We start from the raw sequence: 23,108 nt of genomic DNA on the forward strand, positions 1-23,108 counted from the left end.
ACGTGGCACGGTACGACTCGCTCATCGACTCGGTGGGCCACACCCCGCTGATCGGACTGCAGCGGCTATCGCCCCGCTGGCACGACGACGACGGCCCGCACGTGCGGCTGTGGGCCAAACTTGAGGACCGGAATCCGACCGGGTCGATCAAGGACCGTCCCGCGCTGCGGATGATCGAGGCCGCCGAACGCGCCGGCACATTGACGCCGGGTGCCACGATTCTCGAACCGACCAGCGGCAACACCGGGATCTCGCTGGCGATGGCGGCCAAGGTCAAGGGCTACCGGCTCATCTGTGTGATGCCGGAGAACACCTCCGACGAGCGTCGTTCGCTGCTGCGGATGTTCGGTGCCGAGGTGATCTCCTCGCCCGCCGCCGGCGGATCCAACACCGCGGTGGCCATGGCCAAGGAGCTCGCGGCCGCCAACCCCGGCTGGGTGATGCTGTACCAGTACGGCAACGAGGCCAACATGCTCGCCCACTATGAGGGCACCGGACCCGAGCTGTTCGCCGACCTGCCCGAGATCACCCATTTCGTGGCGGGTCTGGGCACCACCGGCACCCTGATGGGGGTGGGTCGGTACCTGCGCGAGCGGTCGCCCGATGTGCAGATCGTCGCCGCCGAACCGCGCTACGGCGACGAGGTGTACGGGCTGCGCAACATCGACGAGGGCTTCGTCCCCGAACTGTACGACGCGCGGGTGCTCACCCGGCGCTTCTCGGTGACCGGTGCCGACGCGGTGGCCCGGGTGCGCGAACTGATCGACCTCGAAGGGATCTTCGCCGGGGTGTCGACGGGAGCGATCCTGCACGCGGCCCGGGCGATCGGGCGGCAGGCGCTCACACGGTCCGAACGCGCCGACATCGGACTGGTGGTGCCCGACGCCGGGTGGAAGTATCTGTCGACGGGGGTCTATGAAGGTAGCCTGGACGATGCGCAACAGGCCCTGGCCGGGCAACTGTGGGCCTGACCGGCCGGCCGCAGAACAGTCTTCGATACAGTCTTCGATCACCGACGGGGGACGACACCACGTGACCTATCCGATGCCGGCCGCTCCCACCGAGCAGCCGGGCAAGCCGCGCCCGCTGTGGTTGACGTCGGCGATCACGATGGCCGCGATCGCCGCGGTGCTGATCGTCATCGAACTGATCGATGTGCTGACCCCTCACCACGACCTCGACGCGAACGGTATCGAACCCCGCGAACTGGGCGGTCTCGACGGCGTCCTGTGGTCGCCGTTCCTGCACGGCGACTGGTCGCACCTGTTCGGCAATCTCGGTCCCGGCATGGTGCTGGGCTTCGTGCTGCTGATGGCGCGGCGGTTTCTGGCCGTCACCGCGATCGTCTGGGGGATCTCGGGGGTCGGGGTGTGGCTGACCGCACCCGCCTACTCGGTCACGATCGGGGCATCCGGCATCATCTTCGGCTGGCTGACGTACCTGCTGATCCGGGGCGTCTTCAACCGCAACCTGCGGCAGATCCTCATCGGGCTCGTCGTGTTCGTGGTCTACGGCTCGATCCTGTGGGGGGTGCTGCCCACCGACGAGACGGTCTCGTGGCAGGGGCACCTGTTCGGCGCGATCGGCGGTGTGGCGGCCGCGTGGTACCTGGCGGCCCGTGACCGCGGCGAGGGTGGCCGCCCCGCGCCCGCCGCGCCCAACCCGTCGACCGGGGTGGGATTCTGAGTACCGACGCCACCGCGCCCATCGGGATCTTCGACTCCGGTGTCGGCGGACTCACCGTCGCACGCGCGATCATCGACCTGCTGCCCGATGAGGACATCATCTACATCGGAGACACCGGCAACGGCCCGTACGGCGGGCTCACCATTCCCGAGATTCGTACCCACGCCCTCGCGATCGGCGACGACCTGGCCGGGCGCGGGGTCAAGGCCATCGTCATCGCCTGCAACACGGCGTCGGCGGCGTGTCTGCGCGATGCCCGGGAACGATACGCGCCGATCCCGGTCATCGAGGTCATCCTGCCCGCGGTGCGGCGGGCGGTGGCGGCCACCAAGACCGGTCGCATCGGGGTGATCGGCACCGAGGCCACCATCTCCTCGCGTGCCTACCAGGATTCGTTCGCCGCGGCCCGGGATTCGGTCATCACCGCCGTCGCGTGCCCGCGTTTCGTCGACTTCGTCGAACGCGGCGTCACCAGCGGCCGGCAGATCCTGGGCCTGGCGCAGGGCTATCTCGAACCACTGCAGCAGGCCGACGTCGACACCGTGGTGCTCGGCTGCACCCACTATCCGTTGCTGTCCGGGGTTATCGCCCTGGCCATGGGGGACCAGGTGACCCTGGTATCGAGCGCGGAGGAGACCGCCAAGGATGTGTTCCGGGTGCTCACCGAGCGCGACATGCTCTCGCCGCACACCGGGCGCGAGGCGGTGCGGCTGTTCCAGGCGACCGGTGATCCCGAGTTATTCGCGCGGCTGTCGTCGCGCTTCCTGGGGCCCGCGGTGGGGCATGTCCAGCACCTTTGACCATGTCGCGGGACGTTATGGACTGATATACGCCGTCCCCGGTCGACGGCATGGCAAGGTGGTTGCATGCGCTTAACCGTGCTCGGATGTTCAGGGAGTGTGGGTGGCCCCGGCGCTGCGTGCTCGGGGTACCTGCTGCAACTCCCCGGTCAGCAGCCGGTGCTGATGGACTGTGGGCCGGGCGCGTTCGGTGAACTGCAACGGATCGTCAACCCGCGCGAGGTGGCCGTGGCGCTCAGCCATCTGCACGCCGATCACTGCATGGACCTGGCCGCGATGTTGGTATGGCGGCGATACGCACCCGAACCGGCCACCTGCCGCACACCTCTGTGGGGGCCACCGGGCTGTCGTGAACGTATCGGCGCCGGATCGTCGGAGGTACCCGGCGAACTCGACGACATCACCGACACCTTCGACGTCCACGAATGGGGTGACGGCGAGGTGGAGCTGGGTGGTTTCGTCATCCGTCCCGTAGTCGTGGACCATGTACCCAATTCGTACGGTTTCCGGGTCACCGCCCCGGGCGGCACGGTGGTGGCCTACAGCGGCGACACCGCGCCGTGCGACGAGCTCATCGAGCTGGCCGCCGACGCCGACCTGTTTCTCTGCGAGGCGTCGTGGACGCACGCACCGTCCGAACGTCCGCCGCACCTGCATCTGTCGGGCATCGAAGCGGGGGAGGCGGCGACCAAGGCCAACGCCAAACTGCTGGCCATCACCCACATTCCGCCGTGGACGGCCAAGCAGGACATCTACGACGAGGTGCGCCAGACGTACAGCGGCCGCATCGAGATGGTTTCGCAGGGACAGGTTTTCGAATTGTAGCGGTCCCGCCTGGCGGGTACCCGTCCCGGCCGGTTCATCCCGCCCGATAGAGTTGTCGATCGTGACGACACGAGCAGACGGCCGCGCCGACGACGAACTCCGCCCCATCACCTTCACCCGTGGATTCACCTCCCACCCGGCGGGTTCGGTGCTCGTCGAATTCGGCGGCACCCGGGTCCTGTGCACGGCGAGCGTCACCGAGGGGGTGCCGCGCTGGCGCAGGGGTTCGGGTCTGGGCTGGTTGACGGCCGAGTACGCGATGCTGCCGTCGTCGACCCATGAACGATCCTCGCGGGAGTCGGTACGCGGCAAGATCGGCGGCCGCACCCACGAGATCAGCCGCCTCGTCGGCCGTTCGCTGCGTGCCTGCATCGATCTGGCGGCGCTGGGGGAGAACACCATCGCCGTCGACTGCGATGTGCTGCAGGCCGACGGCGGCACCCGCACCGCGTCGGTCACCGGCGCGTATGTCGCGCTCGCCGACGCGGTCACCTGGCTGCGGGCGGCCGGACAACTCAGGGATCCGCAGCCGCTCTCGTGTGCGATCGCCGCGGTGAGCGTCGGCGTCGTCGACGGCCGGGTGCGTCTGGACCTGCCGTACGAGGAGGATTCGCGCGCCGAGGTCGACATGAACGTGGTGGCCACCGACGCGGGCACCCTCGTCGAGGTGCAGGGCACGGGGGAGGGGGCGACGTTCGCGCGCGCCACCTTGGACAAGCTGCTCGACATGGCCGAGATCGGCACCGGCGCCCTGTTCGAGGCGCAGCGACAGGCGCTGGCTCTGCCGTATCCGGGCGACCTGCCGGATGCCAGGTGACGACGATCCTGCTGGCGAGCCGCAACGCGAAGAAGCTCAAGGAATTGCGTCGCGTGGTGGCCGCGGCCGGGATCACCGGTCTTGAGGTGGTGGGTCTCGATGACGTGCCCGGGTACACCGAACTGCCCGAGGACGGCGCGACGTTCGAGGACAACGCACTGATCAAGGCACGCACCGGGGCCGCAGCCACCGGACTGCCGACCCTTGCCGACGATTCGGGGATCAGCGTCGACGCGCTCAACGGAATGCCCGGCGTGCTGTCGGCGCGGTGGAGCGGGACGCACGGGGACGACGCCGCCAACAACGCACTGTTGCTGGCACAGTTGTCCGACGTGCCCGACGATCGGCGTGGCGCGGCCTTCGTCTCGGCGTGCGCGCTGGTCCGGCCCGACGGCACCGACACCGTGGTGCGCGGTGAGTGGCGCGGCACGATGGCGCGAGAGGCACACGGCACGAACGGTTTCGGCTACGACCCGCTGTTCCTGCCCGCCGATGATCTGGCCGCCGGCCGGTCCTCGGCGGAGCTGAGCGCGGAGGAGAAGGACGCGCTCAGCCACCGCGGCAAGGCGCTGGCCGCCCTGGTCCCGGACCTGCGCGCTCTGGCGAACTCCACCGGCTGATCCCACGATCGCCGTCGCGCCGCCCCGCTGGTGCGGGCGTGTGTCGCGCGGGCAGGCTCAGATCCCGAACTGCTGCTTCACTTCTTTCGTCCGCTGATGTTCGACGAAGAACGACAGGAACGGGATGGTGCCCGCGAGCGCGGTCCACACGATCTTTCCGGCCGGCCAGCGCACCTTGATGGCCAGATCGACGGCCATGATCAAGTACACGAAATACACCCAGCCGTGCACGATCGGCACGAAGTCGAGGGCGTCGACGTCGAACCCGTATTTGAGGGTGAGTTCGGCCACGAGCAGCAGCAGCCACAGGCCGGTGATCCAGGCGAGTACCCGGTAGCGCAGGAGTGCGCTCGTGACCGATGCGGTGGACGCGGTGGGCTTGCTGGTGCTGGTCTCGGACACGAAACAACTTCCTTGTCGGTGGAACGGCCTGCGGAACTGGCAGGTCAGCGAGCGGTGGTGTCGGAATCGTCGACGCCGCGGGAACCGGCCTCGGCCTGATGTAATTCAGCCAGATACCGGTTGTATTCACGAAGTCCGGCGTCGGCGGCCGGATCAGTGGGGGCGAGCAGCGATTCGGCACTCGGAAAACTCTGCCGCTCGGGCAGGATGCCTTCGGGGATTTCGACGGCGCCCTTGCTGCGCGGGGACAGCTTGTCGACCTCGTCGGCGTTGTTCTCCAGGACCACGAACCGGCGGTAGGCGTAGATCACGGCCGCCGCGAACGCCGGCCACTGCAATGCGTAGCCGAGGTTCTGCGCGGTGCCCGCCGCCGACTCATAGCGCGACCACTGCCACCACGCCAGCGCCAGACACGCCGTGGCGGCGATGACGACCAACGCGATCAATGCCGGCCGGTGCCGTGCGCGACCGGGACGAGCAGATTCCATACCCCCGACGGTACCCGTACGACGCAGGTCACAGCCCACGCGGTACGCTTGTCCGCGCACGCGCGAGTGGCGGAATTGGCAGACGCGCTGGATTTAGGTTCCAGTGTCTTAGGACGTGGGGGTTCAAGTCCCCCCTCGCGCACCATGACATCCTTGCCCGGCCTCCGGCAGGTGTGCGCCCGCTGAGTTCGAATGCCATCGCGGAGGGCGCACCGTGAGCGGTTCAGGATGAATCGCGGGTAAGAGGTCGGGTTCCAGAAGTGCTACCTGACCCAATTGTTTTGTCTCTGGCCGAACGCGTTCCTGAAGCAGCGCCCGGGCAGCGTCCACGGTGATCGTATGGACCGTCCTCCACGTCAACGCCGGGGCAGCAGCCACCGCTGCCGCGCTCATCGTGTCGATCGCGATGCGCGGACAGGGACTTTGTGCCCTGGGCACAAAGTCGCGCCGATAATTCGTGTCTGGGGGCCGTTTTGCCGTCCCCGCGCAGCTCATAGTGTCAGAAGTCACATCCGGTAGGAAAGGTGACGACAGTGACACAGGGCACGTATTTCGCTTGGGAGCTGGCCTCCCGGGGTGACGCACCGTGCGTCCGCGACGACCGGCTGCAGTTGAGCTACGTGCAGTTCGCGCAGCGTGTCGACGCGGTGGCGCAGCAGCTGGCCGGGCTGGGCGTCGGGCCGGGGGACATGGTCGCGACGTTTCTGCCCAACCGCGCCGAATTGCTCATCACCCTGATGGCCGCCTGGCGGCTGCGGGCGGTGGCCACCCCGGTCAATCCGGGCTTCACCGACGCGGAGGCGGAATATCAGCTGGGCGATTCCGGCGCGAAGGTGGTCGTCGGCCAGGCGCCGGTCGGCGATCCGGCACGCATCTTCCTCGACGTCGACGATCTGGCGGTCCGGCCCACCGCACAGTGGACGCCGCCGACCCCGCCTACCGAAGCCGACGACGCCCTGCTGATCTACACCTCCGGCTCTACCGGGCGCCCGAAGGGGGTGCGCCTCGGGCACGATAATCTGCATTTCTTCGGCCGCAGCGGGGGCGAGCACTTCCAGTGCGGCCCGGACACCCACGCCCTGCTGATTCTGCCGTTGTTCCACGTCAACGCCATCTGCGTCAGCTGCCTGACGCCGATCATGGCGGGCGGCCAGGTCAGCATCACCGGGCAGTTCTCGGTCAGCCGCTTCTTCGACGACGTGACGCGCCTGCGCCCGACGTTCTTCTCGGCCGTCCCCACCATCTACGCGCTGCTGGTCTCGCAGGCCGGCGGCGTCCCGCCGGGGGCGCTGGATTCCCTGCGGTACGCGATCTGCGGCGCGGCCCCGATCTCCCCGGAGCTCCTGGCGAAGACCGAGGAGACCTTCGGGGTTCCCATCGTCGAGGGCTACGGTCTCACTGAGGCCACCTGCGCATCGGCGTGCAACCCGGTCGGCGGCGTGCGCAAACTCGGCACCGTCGGCCCGGCGCTGCCAGGCCAGCGCATCCGCATCGTCGACGCGAACGGCGATGACGCGCCGACGGGACAGCGCGGCGAAGTCCTGATCGCCGGGCCGGCCGTGATGCGCGGCTACCTCAACCGCCCCGAGGCCACCGCCGAGACGATCGTCGACGGCTGGCTGCACACCGGTGACGTCGGGATCCTCGACGACGACGGCTACCTGCGCATCGTCGACCGGATCAAGGACATGATCATCCGCGGCGGCGAGAACATCTATCCCAAGGAGATCGAGGCCGCGCTGGCGACCAACCCGGCGGTCCTGGAATGCGCGGTGGTCGGCGCACCGGACCCGCTGCTGGGTGAAGTGCCCGTCGCCTTCGTCGTCGGCTACCCCGGCACCGACCTCACCGCGGACGACCTCGCCGAGTTCGTCGCACCGCAACTGACCAAGGTCAAGCGGCCCAGCGCGATCCACATCGTCGACGCGCTGCCGCGCAATCCGGTCGGCAAGATCGACAAGCCCGGCCTGCGGCGGCAGACCGCGGCCGCCGGTCAGGTGCAGCCCGCCGGGGCCGCCCCGGCGTGAGCCGGCGCCCGAGCGGCGCGCGCAGACACTTCCCGCACCCACCGGCCGCCGAGCACCACTCGGCGCGCTGCCCCCTACCCGAAACACGATCGAGCCGCTGCGCACAGCGCGCGCACCCCGATCGGCAAGCAACCCGCACGAGCGAACCCCCGAACAAAGGAGCTAGGCAATGGGATTCAAAGAAGGGGACTTCCCGCCGGTGGACCCGGCGGCGTTCCGTGATCAACCTCTGCAGACGCGAGTCCGCCAGCTCGCGACGCACTGGGTCGACTACGGCTTCGGCACCCCGAAGATGGTGCACGTGATCTACCTGCTGAAGGTGGCCGTGCTGTACATCGTCGTCGGTGTCACCCTGGCCACAGTCACCTCCGGCCTGAACCCGCTGCAGGTCAGCGAGTGGTGGAACCAGCCGATCGTCTACCAGAAGCTGGTCCTGTGGACGATGCTCCTGGAAGCGATCGGGGTGGCCGGCTCGTGGGGCCCGCTGGCCGGCAAGTTCAGCCCGATGACCGGCGGTATCCTGTTCTGGCTGCGGCCGCAGACCATCCGGCTACCACCGTGGCCGGACACCGTACCCGGCACCAAGGGTGACTCGCGCACCGTGTTCGACGTGGTCCTGTACGCCGCGATACTGGTGAACCTGCTGGTGGCGGTCTGCCTGCCCGGAAAGGACTCGGCGTCGTTCACCGAGGCGATGGCGGACTCACCGCCGGCGATCGACTCATCCCACGGACTCGTGAACCCGGCCGTTCTGTACTCGCTGCTGGTGCTCATGGCGGTGATGGGTCTGCGTGACAAGGTGATCTTCCTGGCCGCCCGCTCGGAGCAGTACCTGCCCGCGGTGATCTTCTTCGCCTTCCTGCCGTTCGTCGACATGATCGTCGCGCTGAAACTGCTGATCGTGGTCGTCTGGATGGGCGCGGGCGTATCCAAGATCGGCCTGCACTTCACCAACGTGATCCCGCCGATGATCTCCAATGCGCCGTGGCTGACGATCAAGAGCCTCAAGCGCATGAACTACCGCAACTTCCCCGAAGACCTGCGGCCGTCGCGTGCGGCGACGTTCCAGGGGCACGTGCTGGGTACCGTCGTCGAGATCGCAACTCCGCTGGTGCTGCTCTTCTCGGTCAACAAGTGGCTCACCCTGGCCGCCGTGATCCTGATGGTCTGCTTCCATCTGTTCATCTTCTCCGTCTTCCCGCTGGCTGTGCCGCTGGAGTGGAACATGCTGTTCGCCTTCGCGTCGGTGTTCCTGTTCTGTGGCTTCCCCGCGTGGGACGGGTTCGGCGTCGGCGACATGAGCTCAGGCTGGTTGACCGCGGCGATCGTGATCGCGCTGCTGTTCTTCCCGGTGCTGGGCAATCTGCGGCCGGACCTGGTCTCGTTCCTGCCGTCCATGCGCCAGTACGCCGGCAACTGGGCGTCGGCGATGTGGGCCTTCGCCCCGGGCGCCGAAGACAAACTGAACCAGCACATAGTCCGTCCGGCGAAGAACCAGATCGATCAGCTGACCCCGGACTACGGCCCCGAGGCAGCCGAGATCACCATGGAACAGACCATCGCCTGGCGCGCCATGCACAGTCAGGGCCGCGGGCTGTACTCGCTGCTGTACCGGGAACTCGGGGACCGTATCGACGAGTACACGATCCGCGAGGCGGAGTTCGCCTGCAACTCGCTGGTCGGCTTCAACTTCGGCGACGGCCACATGCACAATTACCGTATGATCGAGGCCCTGCAGCGGCGCTGCAACTTCGCTCCCGGTGAGTTCACCGTGGTCTGGGTCGAGTCGCAGCCCATCGGCAAGAAGACACAGGAGTACATGGTGATCGACGCGGCTCAGGGCGTGATCGAACGCGGCACCTGGAATGTCGCGGACGCGGTCGCCGAGCAGCCGTGGCTGCCCAACGGCCCGATCCCGATGAACGTGACCTGGCGCAGCGCGAGCACGCCCGCCCGGGTGGGGGCACGTCAGTCATGACGACGGCCGTGGTGGTCGGCGGCGGTCCCAATGGGCTCGCCGCCGGCCTCCAGCTCGCGCGCAACGGCGTCGAGGTGACGGTCCTGGAAGCCAAGGATCGGATCGGCGGTGGTGCGCGGTCGGGTGAGCTGGAGGTTCCCGGCCTCATCCACGACTACTGCTCGGCCTTCCATCCGCTCGGCGTCGGCTCGCCGTTCTGGCAGACCGTCGGGCTCGACCGCTATGGCCTGCAGTGGGCGTGGCCGGAGATCGACTGCACCCATCCGCTCGACGATGGCGATGTCGGCGTGCTGTACCAGTCGATTGAGCAGACCGCCGCGGGTCTGGGTGTGGACGGACGGCGCTGGGAGCTGGCCTTCGGCGACGTGGTCCGGAACTTCGACACTCTGGCCCCGGACCTGATGCGGCCGATCGTCAACGTTCCCCGGCATCCGGTGCAGCTCGGAGCCTTCGGGCCGCGGGCGCTGCTGCCGGCCACCTGGCTGGCCCGGTGGTTCCGCACGGATGCGGCGCGGGCACTGTTCAGCGGGGTCGCGGCGCACGCCTTCACCCGGCTCGACGTTCCGCTGACCGCGGCGCTGGGCATCATGATCACCGCGAGCGGGCACCGCTTCGGCTGGCCGGTGGCCGTCGGCGGTTCGGGCGCCATCACCACGGCCGCGGCGGCGGCGCTGACGGATATGGGCGGCGCAATCGAAACCGGGCTGATGATCTCCGATCGGTCACAGATCCCGGATGCCGACTTGGTGCTGCTGGACCTGTCTGCCGCGCAGGTCCTGGCCCTGTACGGCGACCAGATGCCGGCGCGCATCGCGCGGGCCTACGGCCGCTACCGGATCGGGTCCTCGGCGTTCAAGGTCGATTTCGCGATCCGTGGGGACATTCCCTGGCGGAACGCCGAGTCCACCCGGGCGGGCACCGTGCACTTGGGCGGCACCGCCGCCGAGGTGGCGTACACCGAGAAGCAGCGTGCGGCCGGGATCCTGGTGGAGAACCCGTTTGTGCTGGTGGGGCAGCAGTATCTGGCCGACCCGAGCCGTAGTAGCGGCGAGATCAATCCGATCTGGTCGTATGCGCACGTGCCGAAGGGCTTCGGCGGCGACGCCACCGAAGCCGTCATCGGCCAGATCGAGCGATTCGCGCCCGGGTTCCGCGACCAGATCGTGGCGACCACGTCCACCGGGACCGTGGCCCTGGAGCAGTACAACCCCAACTATGCGGCCGGCGACATCATCGGCGGCGCCAACAACCGGCTGCAGACCGTCCTGCGGCCGCGGCTGGCGCTCGACCCGTACGCGACGGGCGTCGACGGCGTCTTCGTCTGCTCGCAGACGGCACCGCCGGGTGCGGGCATCCACGGGCTGTGCGGATTCCACGCCGCCAACTCGGCCCTGGCGTCGGTCGGAGTGCAACCGGATATGACCGGCGGCCTGCGATGAGCCGGCCGGCGGGCGAGGGCGTGGACCCCGAGCTGCTCGCGGTGGTCGAGGTCCTGGCCCGCCGGCTGCGCGACATCGAAGACCGGATGGTCGACGACATGACGGCGCAGATGGCCGAGATCGACCACCTCGACGGCGATCCGGTCCTGGTGGACCTGTTGCACGCCAGCGTCGAAGGCAACGTTACGACCATCAACCACATCCTGGCCAACAACATCCCGCTCGGGCATCTGCAGCCCACCACCGCGGCCGTCGAGTATGCCCTGCGCCTGGCTCAGCGGGAGGTGCCGTCGAACTCGCTGATGCGGGCCTACCGGATGGGCGAGTTCGAATACAACCGGCTCTGCCTGGACTTCCTCGAGGAGTTGGAGCTCGCGGAGGGGCTGTCGGTCCGGGTCGCCAGGTACGTCGCCACCGTCTTTTTCGACTACATCGAATGGATCACCCAGTACGTCTTTCAAGCCTACGAGAGCGAACGGGAACGCTGGATCGGCGCCGAAGGCAACGTGCTCTCGTCCACGGTGAACCAACTGCTCGACGGCGACGATGAGCCCGACCCTTTCGAAACCGAGGCCTTCGAAGCGGAGACCGGATACCGGCTCGACCGCACCCACCTCGCGGCGATCCTGTGGTCGCAGGACTCCGCCGTCGGTCTCGCCGACATCGACCGGGCTGCAAGGTCTTTGGCCGTAGCCTTGCGGGCGGTGTCTGCTCCGGTCATCACCGCTGCCGACCGCAGCACCGTCTGGATGTGGATCCCGTTCGCCGGCACGCCGCCCCGGACCGACTCGGCGGCGACCGCCACCCAGGTGAGCCTTCCGCCGAACCTGCGCGTGGCGATCGGCCTTCCCGGCACCGGGGTGACCGGGTTCCGGCGTTCCTACCAGCAGGCCCGGTCCGCCTACGACGTCGCGTCCACGGTGCCGCGCGCCGAGCCGGTGGTGGTCGGATACGGCGACCGCGGCATCGCCGTCGTCTCCATGATGGCGCGCGACCTGCCGTCGACTCGCGCGTGGATCTCCGATGTCCTCGGTCCGCTGGCGCAGGACACCCCGAATGCGCAGATCCTGCGGTCCACGCTGTCGGAGTTCCTCTCCAGCGGAGAGAGTCACGTCCGCACCGCCGAGCGGATGGTGCTGCACCGCAACACCGTCAAGTACCGCGTCGGTAAGGCGATGGCGGCGCTCCCGGATCGGCACGACCGGATGGATCTCGCGCTGGCACTCACCGTCTGCGAGTATCTGGGTGCGACGGTGCTGCAGTGCTAGGCGAAGGACTCCGGGCAGGAGGGACTGCTGCGCGAGTAGGCGACAGGTTGTAGTCACGCCGCGAGAGCGGCGTTGTCGGTCATGATGCCGACCGGGCAGAACTCGGGTGGTCGTCAGCGAACGGTGATGGTTCCGCCGCAGCTGGTGGCCGGGATCGACCAGAGGGCGTTGCGGTTGACGGTGTTGAGGGTGACGCGTACCTGGCCGGTGCCGATGGTCTTGGTGGGGATAGTGAAGTTGTGTACGCCTTGGTAGGGCGGGCGGACGTGGTTGTGTGAGGTGAGGCTTCCGCGCTTGCCGGTGCGCGGATTGTGCCAGTCGAGCCGGGCGTCGGAGTCGTAGCCGACGCCGATCCAGTAGCTGGTGTAGTCGACGGCCAGATAGGTGGTACCCGCGTAGTCGGAGACGATCACCCGCCGCGGAATGTACGGGAAGTCAACGATATTGGGGCTCAGGCCGAAGCAGGTACTGATCGGGTACTCGGCGCTGGCTGCCCGCGCCTGGCCCGGCCCCGTGGCGACGACCAGCCCGGCTGCTCCCAGGACGGCGACTGTGGCCGCGCAAACGCGTGTTCGTGTTGTTGGTGCCATGTCCGTGGTATCGGTCACATTCGACACATTGTTACGTCCGCGAACAATCTCCCGATCCTCGGACCGATCCGCCCGCAGGGCGGCACGTCCGCCGCGCCTGACATCGCCGTGTCCGATTTCCGCCGGTGGTGTGCCGTCGGGGCGTGCCAGAGTGGAGGGCATGAGCCCGGCATCGATGACCTTCGACGAGCGTTACGGTGCGGTCACCGCTCGTGACGGCCGGTTCGACGGGCAGTTCATCCTCGCAGTCCGCACCACCGGCATCTACTGCCGGCCCTCGTGCCCGGCACGCACACCGAAACCGTCGAATGTGGAGTTCTTCCCCACGAGTGCGGCCGCGCACGAGGCCGGTTACCGCGCCTGTAGGCGATGTCTGCCCGAGGCCGCACCGGGTTCGCCGGAATGGGATCTGCGCCACGACACGGTAGGGCGGGCGATGCGGCTGATCGCCGACGGCGTCGTCGAACGTGACGGGGTGGGCGCCCTCGCCGCCCGGCTGGGATATTCGGTGCGGCACCTGAACCGGATGCTCACCACCGAACTGGGCACCGGACCACTGGCACTGGCCCGCGCGCAGCGAGCTCACACCGCACGAATCCTGTTGACCGGCACCGATCTGGCGGTATCGGATATCGCGTTCGCGGCAGGGTTCGGCAGCATCCGGCAATGCAATGACACCATCCGGGAGATCTTCGCGATGACACCGACGCAGTTGCGGTCCCGAAGTCGCTCGGCGGCCACGACTCCCGGGGCGGTCGATCTGGTTCTGCCGGTTCGTCGGCCCTTCGATGCCCACGGGATCTTCCGGTGGATGGCCGACCGGTGCATCCCGGGCATGGAGGAGGCGAGTGCGGCGGGCTTCGCCCGTACCCTCCGGATGGCCGGCGGCACGGCGCGGTTCGAGGTGCGCGAGGACTCGGCGGGCCGACTGCGCCTGCGGGTCCACATCTGCGATCTGGCCGATCTCGGGCCGCTCGTCACCCGGGTACGCAGGATATTCGACCTCGACGCGGACCCGGTGGCCGTGGACCGCGCGCTCGGCGCGCACCCCGAGCTCGCATCGCTCGTGGCCGCCACCCCGGGGGTTCGGGTACCCGGGGCCGCCGATGCGCACGAGATGCTGATCAGGGCGATGGTCGGGCAGCAGATCACCGTGGTGGCCGCCCGCATCGCGCTGACCCGGCTCGTGCGGGAACTCGGCGAGACCGTCGACGCGACCGACGGTGGCCCACATCTGCTGTTTCCGACGATGGCGGCGGTCGCCGAACACGGCCATGAGGTACTGCGCGGACCGGTCGCCCGGGTGCGGGCGATCACCGGGGTGGCCGCCGCCCTCGCCGGCGGCACCCTGACCCTGACCTCCGCCGACGACGGCGCCGAGCAGCGCGCCGAATTGCTCGCCAGAGCCGGGATAGGGCCGTGGACCGCCGACTACGTCCGGATGCGGGTCCTCGGCGATCCCGACGTCCTGCTGCCCGGTGACAGTGCGGTCCGCGCGGGGGCGGGGGCCGTGGGCTTGCCGTCCGGTCCGCGAGAACTGACCCGGTGGTCGGTGCGTGTCGCACCGTGGCGCAGTTACCTCACCGCACACCTGTGGCGGGCGAACACACCGCCGTGACCCGTCTGCCCCGGTGCGCGGCATAGACATAGACACCCGACATAGACATCGACAGAAATAACAATTGTGACGAGGGAGATCAATGACCGGCAGCAGCAGCAAGCAGGGAACGGTGCAGACCGTCGACACCCCCGACGGACCGTTCACACTGGTCGTCGACGACGAGGGCCGGGTCCTGGGATCGGGGTGGACCACCGACCGGCAGGCTGTGCTCGACCGTATCCACCGGGACATCAGGCCGGGCGCGGTACGTGAGGGGGTGACCGGTGCCGCGGACGATGTGGCCGCCTACTATGCGGGCGATGTCGCCGCCGCGATGGCGACGCCGGTCGCGCAGCGGGGGACGCAGCTTCAGCTGCGCGGGTGGGCGGCACTGCGTTCGATTCCGCCCGGGCAGCCGCTGAGCTACACCGAGTTCGCGGCGGTCGTCGGCAACCCGGGAGCGGTGCGCGCGGCGGCGTCGATCTGTGCCCGCAACGCGCCCGCGTTGTTCGTTCCCTGTCATCGGGTGCTGCGCAGCGACGGCACGCTCGGCGGCTTCGCGTGGGGGACCCAGGTCAAGGATTCTCTGTTGCGGCGTGAACACGAGATCGGTTGATGAGGTTGAATGCTTGTGAGCAACAATGTTCGTGACCAGCACGGGCAGCATCGGCGAACCGGACCGGCGGGAGGCGGCGAACAGTGGCACCGCGCAAGCTCCGCCCCGGCGTCCGCATCGACGACCTCGTCCGCGTCGACGACCCCGATGATCCCGACGCCACCGAAACCTATTGGGGCCGTGCGTGGATGCATGTCACCAAGCACAATCCCGACGAACCGTACCGGATTGCCAACGAACTGATCTGCGGTCGGCTCGCCGCCGCGCTCGGTCTGCCGGTTCTGCCGGGCGAGGTGGCCCGCGACCGGAACGGAACCATCTACTGGGCCGTTCCCGGGGTGCGATCGGACGGCGGAACCTCGGCGCCCCCGTCGAGTACCCACGACATCGCCATCGCCCAGCCGCAGGTGGTGGCCGGGATGATCGTCTTCGACGCGTGGGTCAACAACACCGGCCGGCACGCCGAGAGCGTGCTGTACGACGAGCGGCTCGGCATCTGGCTGGTCGACCACGGGTATTCACTCGCCCGGCCGCGGGGGCACGCGTTTGCCGAGAAGCCCGACGACGAGGCGCTCATTCCGCTGCGCGGGCATGAGTTCGCCGACGAGGCCATCGACAAGGAACTGCTGCGGTTCTGGGAACAACGCGTGCAGGCGGTGTCGGCGCATGTGATCGGCCGGCCGCTGCTCGAAGCGAATCAACGCGGACTGATCACGCAGCGACAACAGTCGTGGCTGGCGAAATATCTGCTGGCGCGCCGCGATCGGATCGTGAGTCTGGTGCCGTCGGCCGATACCCCCGCCGAACCCGAGTTCACCCGGCCCGTGCTGCGGATCGTCCCCGACACACTGTTCTAGGAGCCGCCATGACGCAGATGGAATTTCCTCGGGTCGTGACCTGGTATCTCGTTCAGTACACACCCGACATGCGCCGCCGCGAACCCCGCAACGTCGGCCTCGTCGCCACCGACGGAGCGGGCTGGGTGGTGCGGATGGTCGGTGTGGACCCGCCTGGTACGAGCGGTGCGGGGACGATCGGTGTGGGGACGATTCAGGCAGGGGCGCTGCGCCGGCTCGGCCTGACCAAACCCGACTACGAACCGTGGGTGCGGTACTACACCGAGACCCTGGGCGAGGGGGGCATCGAGCGGGTGATCGCATCGCAGCGCCGGCGCCCCACCGAGTTCCGGGTGATCGCCGGCGGCGAGGAGGAGCTTCGGGGGAGCCTTGGCGCGCATGCGGATTCGCTGTTCGCCGAACTGGTTGCCGACGGTCTGCACGCGGTCTGAGCACCGGGCCCGACACCCTGCCACACCATCTCTTGTCGGGTTCGTCCGATATCGGCGCGGCCGCTGGCATCCGATGCGTCCGGCGTGTCGTTCGGCGGTGGTGGGTTCGGGGCCGGGCCGGGCGACAAGTCGTTTGTTCGGGGCCTTCTGCCAGTCCGTTCGCACTGTTAACCTCACAAGTTAGGTCTGCCTAACCTAGCGAAAGGGGTGTGTGATGATAGTGGAAGCGACCGGTCTGACCAAGACCTTCGCCTCGCGCACAGCGCCGGTAGAAGCGTTGCGCGGGATAGACCTGAGCGTTGCCGAGGGGGAGATCCTGGGGCTGCTGGGCCCCAACGGAGCGGGCAAGACAACCACGATCAACGTGCTCACCACGTTGCTTCGGCCCGACTCCGGGCAGGCGCGCGTCGCCGGCATCGATGTACTGGCCGATCCCGCCGCGGTCCGGCCGCTGATCGGGTTGACGGGTCAGTTCGCCGCACTCGACGAGCAACTGACAGCCCGCGAGAACCTGGTGCTGTTCGGCCGCCTGTTCAAATTGGGTACCGAACGCGCCAAGGAACGGGCGGCGCAACTGCTCGACCAGTTCGACCTCGCCGACGCCGCTGACCGCCGCACCGTCACCTTCTCCGGCGGTATGCGCCGACGGCTCGACCTGGCGGCGTCGATGATCGGCGACCCGAAGGTGCTGTTTCTCGACGAGCCGACCACCGGCCTCGACCCGCGAAGCCGGAACATGCTGTGGGAGATCGTGCAACGCCTGCGGGCCGACGGCATGACCATCATCCTCACCACCCAGTATCTGGCGGAGGCGGACGAGTTGGCCGACCGCATCGTGGTGATCGATCACGGATCGGTGATCGCCGAGGGAACCCCCGGCAAACTCAAGGAACTCGTCGGCGGATCGGTGTGCGAGGTGTCGATCACCGGCCCCGACCACGCCCGTGTGGTGCGGGCACTGGAAACACGGTGGACGGTCACGCACACGCCCGGCACCGTCAGCGTCCCGGCCCAGGGGCCGCAAACGTTGTTCGATGTGGTGCGCCTGCTCGACACGCATTCGGTGATCCCCGAGGACATCGGACTGCGTCACCCCACCCTCGACGACGTGTTCCTGGCCCTGACCGGAGACGTCGCCGGTGACGGCGAACCGGGGAGCGATCACGCCGACCGTGAGGGCGCGGACAGCGCACACGCGGATGCCGGCGACGCGGGGGCGCGGCGATGACGACGGCAACCGCCGGGGAGAGCCGGACCGCCGAACGCACCACCCCGCAGCCGTCGCTGGTTACCGACTCGCTGGCGCTGGCGGGCCGGCACCTGCGGATGATGTCGCGCAGACCGGCCTCCATCGTCGGAGCGCTCGTGCTGCCGGTGATCTTCGCGGTGCTGTTCCTCACCGTATTCGGGCGGGTGATGGACCGTGCCGGCATCGACTACGCACAGTTCATGGTGCCCGCGATCGTGTTGCAGTCGGTGTTCTTCTCCGGCATGTCCATTTCGATCTGGGCCGCCGAGGACGCGACGTCGGGGATGATCGGCCGACTGCGGTCGATGCCCATCGCGCGGATGGCGCCCGCCATGGCGCTGCTGATCGGCGAGACGATCCGCACCGTCATCGGTTCGCTGGTGCTCATCGTGGTGGGCTACATCGCCGGATTCCGTTTCGAGACAGGAATTGTCGGGTTCCTCGGATTCGTGGGACTGGTTGTGTGCGCGACATTCGCGATCTGTCTGCCGTACCTGGTACTGGGTTACGGGCTCGGGAAGACCGAACCGGTGCAGGCCATCGGCAACCTGGTCTACTTTCCGTTGCTGCTGGTGTCGACGCTTTTTGTGCCCGCGCAGGCATATCCGGACTGGATGCGCCCGATCGTGGAGAATCAGCCGATCTCCCGGATCGGTGAGGCCCTGCGCGCGGCATCGACGCTCGGTATGGAGAACACCACCTCGACGGTGCTGATCGCGCTGGCCTGGTGTGCGGTCCTGACCGCGGTGTTCGCCGCATTCGTGCCCCGGGCCTTCGGAAAGGTGGGTTGAGACGATGACCACGGATGTACGGGTGATGACCCGACGCGGCCTGATCCTGATGCTGCGATCACCGATGACCGTCGCGATGGCCGCGATCATGCCGATCATTCTGCTCACCCTGATGTCGGTGTCGTTCGGCAAGATGGTCCTGCCCGGTGCGAGCGTCGGCGAGTACGTGCAGTACGCCGCACCCGTTTTCACCGTCATGGGTGTGGTATTCGGGGCGCTGTCGACGGCCATCGCCACTCAACAGGACCGGACCTCGGGGTTCGACGACAGACTCCGCGTCTCGCCGGTCTCGGCGGTCGCCCCGTTCGCCGGACGGATCTTCGCCGACGCCGCACGCAATATCGGGTCCGTGGTGGTGGTGACCGCGGTGGCGGTGGCCATGGGCTTCCGCTTCGAGGCCGGGTTGTCCGGAGCCGTGCTCTACTTCGTGTTGCCGGTGATCTTCGGTTTCGGGATCGCCTGGATGATGGTGGCGATCGCCACCTACGTCGATTCCGCCGAGACGGCGGTCTCGAGCACCAATGCGCTGCTGTTGCTGCTGTCGTTCCTGTCAACCGGATTCGTCACGCTGCACGACCTGCCCGGCTGGGCGCAGCCGATCGCTTCCGCCAATCCGATATCGCATGTGGCACAAGCGATGCGCGGTGCCTCCTCGGGGGGTGACTACGCCGGTGACGTTGTCGTCACCATCGTGTGGGCCATCGGCCTGACCCTGGTGTGCGGCCTTCTCGCCGTTCGCGGTTACCGTCGTCGTCCATAGGTGTGGCCTGAGTATCCTCTTCGAGGACCGATGCCGATAAAGAATCCCGGAATGCCGATGGCATTCCGGGATTCCTGTCAGCTATCGAGGATCAGTGACGATCAGGGGTGAACCCACGGCGGCAGATCATCGTCGGGGTTGGCCTTCTTCTTCGGAGTGGTGGTCGCGGCGGGTGCGGACCCGTCCTCGTCCGAAGCCGGCTTCGTGGTGGTGGTGGAGCTGGCGCGCTTGGTGGTGCCGGTGCGCTCCTCGTCGGCCTTCTCCTTGTTCTTGGCGATGTTCTCCTCGGCCTCGTCCGTGCGCTTGTGCGCCTCGGCGCCCAGACCCGAGCCGGTGGTGTCGTCGTCGGTGAAGCACATCGAACGAACCACGTTGTGGTAGGTGACCAAACCGTAGGTCAGCGGCAGGGTGGCAATCGTGGAGATGGTGCGGAAGGGGTCGAACTCCCAGGCTGGAGTACGCGGCAGCAGCCCTGACATCGTTGCGGCCTGACCGACATTCCGGAACAGCCACACAGACAGCGCGTAGGTGTAATACACGCCGGTAAGGGATTTGGTGACGGTCAGCTTTGACAGTGGCACCTGCTGGCCGAGATTGTCGCCCTGCCCCGCGTTGTGGCCGAGGCCGAGCAGGACGTCGAGCCCCGCACCACCGAGGAACGGGATGAAGTTGCCGATCGTCGAGATCGCCGTCTCCGTGCCGGTGAAGTCCTGCTTGTCGGCGGGGATCAGGTTGTGCGGGATGTAGGAGCTGCGCAGGATGCCCTGAATCTGGCGGCCCTGTGCCGCGACGCGATTGCGGGCGGCGGCGTTCGGAGCGGACTCCTTGGCCTGGCGGATGGTGCGTTCGGTGATCTCGCCGAGGGTGTTGGCGCCCACCGGCCGGCAGCTGTTGTTGTCGGCCAGTGCCAGTTGCTTGGCGGTGCTGGTGATGATCGCCGGGAGCGGGATGTTGTAACGGATATGCTCGTGAGCCTTGCCCGCGTTCTCCTTCTGCTCCTCGGTGACCCGGGACACGCACTGATTGAGCAGGGCATTGGTTGTCTGATTGAACAGAATATTCAACCCGGCATTGCCACCGGCGAAGAGGATATTCAGCAGAGTGTTGTAGCTTATGAAGCCTGCCAGGGCCGAGAGCGGGGTCCCGGTGAGCGGGCTGGTGGATTCGCTTACGGTGCCAGTATCGGGATCGGTGATCTGGCGTCCGTCACCGATGACCGGCGCGACGCCGATGGCGAACTGGATCGGCGACAGGACACCGACGAAGAAGTACAGCCACGCGGTCTCCACGGCCTGGCTCAACGTGATGTTGGCAACCGGGATGGCGTCGTTCTTCTTGCCGTCGCGGATCTTGAGCAGCTGACTGACGATGTACTGCGAGATCGGCGTCTTGTATTTGGTCGACGGATCGCGGTTGTCGGCGCCGAGGGTCAGCGGGTTGTCGGTGAGCGACAGCGTCGAGACGGTGATGTTCCTGAGGCTGCGCTGCAGGCCCTTCTGGTTCTGCTTGAGCGCTGCCTGTGCGGCCGGCGGCAACGACGGGCGCAGCGACTCGTAGATGGAGTCGAACACCACGCTCAGGGTGGTGAACTCGGCGCTGACGCAGGTGGTGTCCTCGTTCTTGGTCTCAGCGCTCTGGCGCAGCATCGGCCGCTGCTGCTTGGCGATGCGTTCCTGCCGGTGCTCGTAGGTTTCGGTGCGCGGGTTGTATCGCGGCGCCTTCTTCTTGGCATACGGCGAGACCAGCGGCTTGGGGGCGACGGCGGTGTTCGAGCTCGTGGTGTTCGAGCTCGTGGTGCCGGCGACGGGCGAGACGACGGGGGAGTCACTGATCACCGCTGCCGAACCGTTGGCGGTCGCGGTGACCGCCGCGAAGCTCGCCAGCGTGGCGACGGCAGTTGCCCGCACGATCACACGCTTTGTCTGACCCGAATTTCCGACACGCGCTGACTGCACAGTTGCGCCCTACGCTTTCCATCGACTTTCCTGGCCCCCGCGAACATCGGGTGCCTATTTCGAGACGGACGTTAGCATACCCTGAGTAAATCCCAAGACCGTCGGTAGAAGTGACGTGGCTAACAATCGATACTGGTGTTGCTGATGATAAACAAAGTTGCTGATGTTGCTGTTGGGATTCTGATCAGGAGCCTCAGGCGCCGTCCGGGTCGCACCGGTCACCGCCCCCGTCGCGACACGCGGTGAGCCGCGCGGCCGATACTGATGGGCATGGCGCACCCACTGCACGACACCGCCCTCATCGATGCACTCGGCACCGACCTGTGTTCGGCCGGCTACACCGGGACCGGGGTGGCCGGTCTGCTCGGCGACGACGCCCACGAGGCACTTGCCCGCGGCATCTGGTGGCCCGCGCTGCACGCCACCCGGCAGGCCGGATCGTCACCGCTGGCCACGCTCGTACGGCTGCTGCTGCTCGCCGGTGACGAACCGGTCGCCGACGTCGCCGCGGCACTGCCAGGCTGCGATATCGACGCGCTCGTCGACTGCGGGGTGATCACCGTCGACGGCACCCTGGCGCGCGCAGCCCTCGACATCCGCCCACATGCCGACGACACCCGCGACTACCTCGTCGTCTCCGATCTCGACGCCGCCACCCGCACCGGCCCGGTCCACCACGACCATGTGCTCGGGATCGGCGGTGCCTCGGTATCGCTGGCGCGGGCGATCATCCGAGAACCCGTCGGCAGTGCGCTCGACCTGGGCACCGGCTGCGGCATCCAGGCGCTGCACCTGGACGCCCACTGCACGCGCATCGTCGCCACCGATACCAACCCGCGGGCACTGGCGCTGGCCGCTGCGACGGCGCGACTCAACGGCATGTCGTGGGATCTGCGCGCGGGCAGCCTGTTCGATCCGGTCGCGGGTGAGACGTTCGATCTGATCGTCTCCAATCCGCCGTTCGTCGTCGGGGCGGGCGGCCAGGACTACATCTATCGCGACTCCGGGATGGCCGGGGACGGTGTGTGCGAGCGGCTCATCGGTGAGATCGCCGGTCACCTCAATCCCGGCGGCATCGCCCAGATCCTTGCCAATTGGATCGTCCGCGAGAACGAACCCTGGGAGACCCGGGTGCGCGGCTGGCTCGCGGGCACCGGTCTCGACGCGTGGGTGGTGCAGCGCGAACTGGCCGATCCCATCACCTACGTGTCGTTGTGGCTCTCGGATGCGGGGGAGAACCCCGACGATACGGCGCGGCGCGGCGCGGACTGGCTCGACTGGTTTCGCCGCGAACGGATCTCGGGAATCGGCATGGGGCTCATCACCCTTCGCGCACCCGGCACCGCCGAAAGGCGCGCTCCCGACCAGGTGGTCGAGGAGATCACCGCCGCCGGTGAGGAGGTCACCGGTCACGAGGCCAGGGCGTTCTTGGACCGCCGCGCCTATCTGCGCGAGACCACCGATGAACAGCTGCTCGCCGCGCGACTGTCCACCGCACCGGTCATACTCGAGCAACAGTCGCTACCCGGCGAGGACGGTTGGCAACAGGTCGGGGCGTCGGTGCGCCGGCCCGGCGGACCGGGCGCCGTCCTGGGCGTCGACGAGGTGTCGACGGCCCTGCTCGCCGGCTGTCGCGGCATCGTGCCGCTGGGCGCCCTCGTCGATCTCCTCGCCGGATTTCACGACGTGGACGCCGACGCCCTCGCCCAGGCGGCGGTTCCCGTCGTGCGTGAAGCCATTGGTCGGGGGATCTTGTACGAGGTGAGGTAGTCGAGGTCCGCCGCGCTCCCGGACCTGCTCCGAATGCGACCCCGTCGCCGGTTGAGGTGCGAGCTTGCGAGCCTCGAAACCCGCTGAGATGACATTATTCTGTCGGGAGGTTTCGAGGCTCGTCGCCTGCGCTCCTCGC

Annotated in this window: 22 protein-coding genes and 1 tRNA gene; 19 read left to right on the top strand and 4 right to left on the bottom strand. The window is 67.9% G+C overall.

Annotated features, from left to right (window positions below; genetic code table 11):
- The first annotated feature begins 2 nt into the window (after positions 1-2).
- The 6 genes from GII31_RS08265 (at position 3) to rdgB (ending at position 4,748) form a co-directional block, all read left to right on the top strand.
- Positions 3-971, top strand: coding sequence for a PLP-dependent cysteine synthase family protein (locus GII31_RS08265; RefSeq protein ID WP_213248470.1), 969 nt, complete (start codon positions 3-5; stop codon positions 969-971).
- A gap of 73 nt (positions 972-1,044) precedes the next feature.
- Complete coding sequence (locus GII31_RS08270) at positions 1,045-1,686, top strand: rhomboid family intramembrane serine protease (protein ID WP_213250045.1); 642 nt, start codon at positions 1,045-1,047, stop codon at positions 1,684-1,686.
- Positions 1,680-2,486, top strand: coding sequence for a glutamate racemase (gene murI, locus GII31_RS08275; protein WP_407649971.1), 807 nt, complete (start codon positions 1,680-1,682; stop codon positions 2,484-2,486). The genes GII31_RS08270 and murI overlap by 7 nt, the downstream gene beginning before the upstream one ends.
- Before the next feature lie 66 nt (positions 2,487-2,552).
- Entirely contained in the window at positions 2,553-3,311 is a 759-nt protein-coding gene (locus GII31_RS08280; RefSeq protein WP_213248472.1) for a cyclic nucleotide-degrading phosphodiesterase, read from the top strand.
- A gap of 61 nt (positions 3,312-3,372) precedes the next feature.
- Positions 3,373-4,128: a ribonuclease PH gene (rph, locus tag GII31_RS08285; RefSeq protein WP_213248474.1), complete on the top strand. Its 756-nt coding sequence runs from the start codon at positions 3,373-3,375 to the stop codon at positions 4,126-4,128.
- Positions 4,125-4,748 (top strand): RdgB/HAM1 family non-canonical purine NTP pyrophosphatase, encoded by a 624-nt coding sequence (rdgB, locus tag GII31_RS08290; RefSeq protein WP_213248476.1) that lies wholly within the window; start codon positions 4,125-4,127, stop codon positions 4,746-4,748. The genes rph and rdgB overlap by 4 nt, the downstream gene beginning before the upstream one ends.
- A gap of 57 nt (positions 4,749-4,805) precedes the next feature.
- Here the strand turns inward: rdgB and GII31_RS08295 are convergent, their stop codons facing one another.
- Positions 4,806-5,150, bottom strand: a complete 345-nt coding sequence (locus GII31_RS08295; protein WP_213248478.1) for a DUF3817 domain-containing protein — start codon at positions 5,148-5,150, stop codon at positions 4,806-4,808.
- A gap of 44 nt (positions 5,151-5,194) precedes the next feature.
- Entirely contained in the window at positions 5,195-5,638 is a 444-nt protein-coding gene (locus GII31_RS08300; protein ID WP_213248480.1) for a transcriptional regulator, read from the bottom strand.
- Between the two features lie 60 nt (positions 5,639-5,698).
- On the opposite strand from GII31_RS08300, the gene GII31_RS08305 reads away from it, so the two are divergent.
- The 5 genes from GII31_RS08305 to GII31_RS08325 all read left to right on the top strand — a co-directional run bounded on the left by GII31_RS08305 (position 5,699) and on the right by GII31_RS08325 (position 12,350).
- A tRNA-Leu gene (locus tag GII31_RS08305) sits at positions 5,699-5,783 on the top strand.
- Between the two features lie 388 nt (positions 5,784-6,171).
- Positions 6,172-7,665, top strand: coding sequence for a class I adenylate-forming enzyme family protein (locus GII31_RS08310; protein WP_213248482.1), 1,494 nt, complete (start codon positions 6,172-6,174; stop codon positions 7,663-7,665).
- 169 nt (positions 7,666-7,834) lie between these two features.
- The gene (locus GII31_RS08315) at positions 7,835-9,643 is read left to right on the top strand and encodes a DUF3556 domain-containing protein (RefSeq protein WP_260840378.1); all 1,809 of its coding nucleotides are present in this window, start codon (positions 7,835-7,837) and stop codon (positions 9,641-9,643) included.
- Positions 9,640-11,082 (top strand): phytoene desaturase family protein, encoded by a 1,443-nt coding sequence (locus GII31_RS08320; RefSeq protein WP_213248486.1) that lies wholly within the window; start codon positions 9,640-9,642, stop codon positions 11,080-11,082. The genes GII31_RS08315 and GII31_RS08320 overlap by 4 nt, the downstream gene beginning before the upstream one ends.
- Complete coding sequence (locus GII31_RS08325) at positions 11,079-12,350, top strand: PucR family transcriptional regulator (protein ID WP_213248488.1); 1,272 nt, start codon at positions 11,079-11,081, stop codon at positions 12,348-12,350. Before GII31_RS08320 ends, GII31_RS08325 begins: the two co-directional genes overlap by 4 nt.
- A gap of 113 nt (positions 12,351-12,463) precedes the next feature.
- Here the strand turns inward: GII31_RS08325 and GII31_RS08330 are convergent, their stop codons facing one another.
- Entirely contained in the window at positions 12,464-12,958 is a 495-nt protein-coding gene (locus tag GII31_RS08330) for a hypothetical protein (RefSeq protein ID WP_246222171.1), read from the bottom strand.
- Positions 12,959-13,100: 142 nt separating this feature from the next.
- On the opposite strand from GII31_RS08330, the gene GII31_RS08335 reads away from it, so the two are divergent.
- The 7 genes from GII31_RS08335 (at position 13,101) to GII31_RS08365 (ending at position 19,244) form a co-directional block, all read left to right on the top strand.
- Positions 13,101-14,558, top strand: a complete 1,458-nt coding sequence (locus GII31_RS08335) for an AlkA N-terminal domain-containing protein (RefSeq protein WP_260840379.1) — start codon at positions 13,101-13,103, stop codon at positions 14,556-14,558.
- Between the two features lie 82 nt (positions 14,559-14,640).
- The gene (locus tag GII31_RS08340) at positions 14,641-15,156 is read left to right on the top strand and encodes a methylated-DNA--[protein]-cysteine S-methyltransferase (RefSeq protein ID WP_213248491.1); all 516 of its coding nucleotides are present in this window, start codon (positions 14,641-14,643) and stop codon (positions 15,154-15,156) included.
- A gap of 83 nt (positions 15,157-15,239) precedes the next feature.
- Positions 15,240-16,013, top strand: coding sequence for a hypothetical protein (locus tag GII31_RS08345; RefSeq protein ID WP_213248493.1), 774 nt, complete (start codon positions 15,240-15,242; stop codon positions 16,011-16,013).
- Between the two features lie 8 nt (positions 16,014-16,021).
- Complete coding sequence (locus GII31_RS08350) at positions 16,022-16,444, top strand: hypothetical protein (RefSeq protein ID WP_213248495.1); 423 nt, start codon at positions 16,022-16,024, stop codon at positions 16,442-16,444.
- A gap of 214 nt (positions 16,445-16,658) precedes the next feature.
- Positions 16,659-17,672: an ATP-binding cassette domain-containing protein gene (locus tag GII31_RS08355; protein WP_246222172.1), complete on the top strand. Its 1,014-nt coding sequence runs from the start codon at positions 16,659-16,661 to the stop codon at positions 17,670-17,672.
- Positions 17,669-18,484, top strand: a complete 816-nt coding sequence (locus tag GII31_RS08360; RefSeq protein WP_213248497.1) for an ABC transporter permease — start codon at positions 17,669-17,671, stop codon at positions 18,482-18,484. Before GII31_RS08355 ends, GII31_RS08360 begins: the two co-directional genes overlap by 4 nt.
- 4 nt (positions 18,485-18,488) lie before the next feature.
- Positions 18,489-19,244 (top strand): ABC transporter permease, encoded by a 756-nt coding sequence (locus tag GII31_RS08365; RefSeq protein WP_213248498.1) that lies wholly within the window; start codon positions 18,489-18,491, stop codon positions 19,242-19,244.
- 101 nt (positions 19,245-19,345) lie between these two features.
- Here GII31_RS08365 and GII31_RS08370 read toward each other — a convergent pair whose 3' ends face one another.
- The gene (locus GII31_RS08370; protein WP_260840380.1) at positions 19,346-21,151 is read right to left on the bottom strand and encodes a hypothetical protein; all 1,806 of its coding nucleotides are present in this window, start codon (positions 21,149-21,151) and stop codon (positions 19,346-19,348) included.
- Between the two features lie 318 nt (positions 21,152-21,469).
- Between GII31_RS08370 and GII31_RS08375 the strand changes: the two genes are divergently transcribed.
- Positions 21,470-22,969: a DUF7782 domain-containing protein gene (locus GII31_RS08375; protein WP_260840381.1), complete on the top strand. Its 1,500-nt coding sequence runs from the start codon at positions 21,470-21,472 to the stop codon at positions 22,967-22,969.
- The last annotated feature ends 139 nt before the right edge of the window (positions 22,970-23,108 follow it).

This window comes from Gordonia pseudamarae (genome assembly GCF_025273675.1).
GTDB lineage: Bacteria > Actinomycetota > Actinomycetes > Mycobacteriales > Mycobacteriaceae > Gordonia > Gordonia pseudamarae.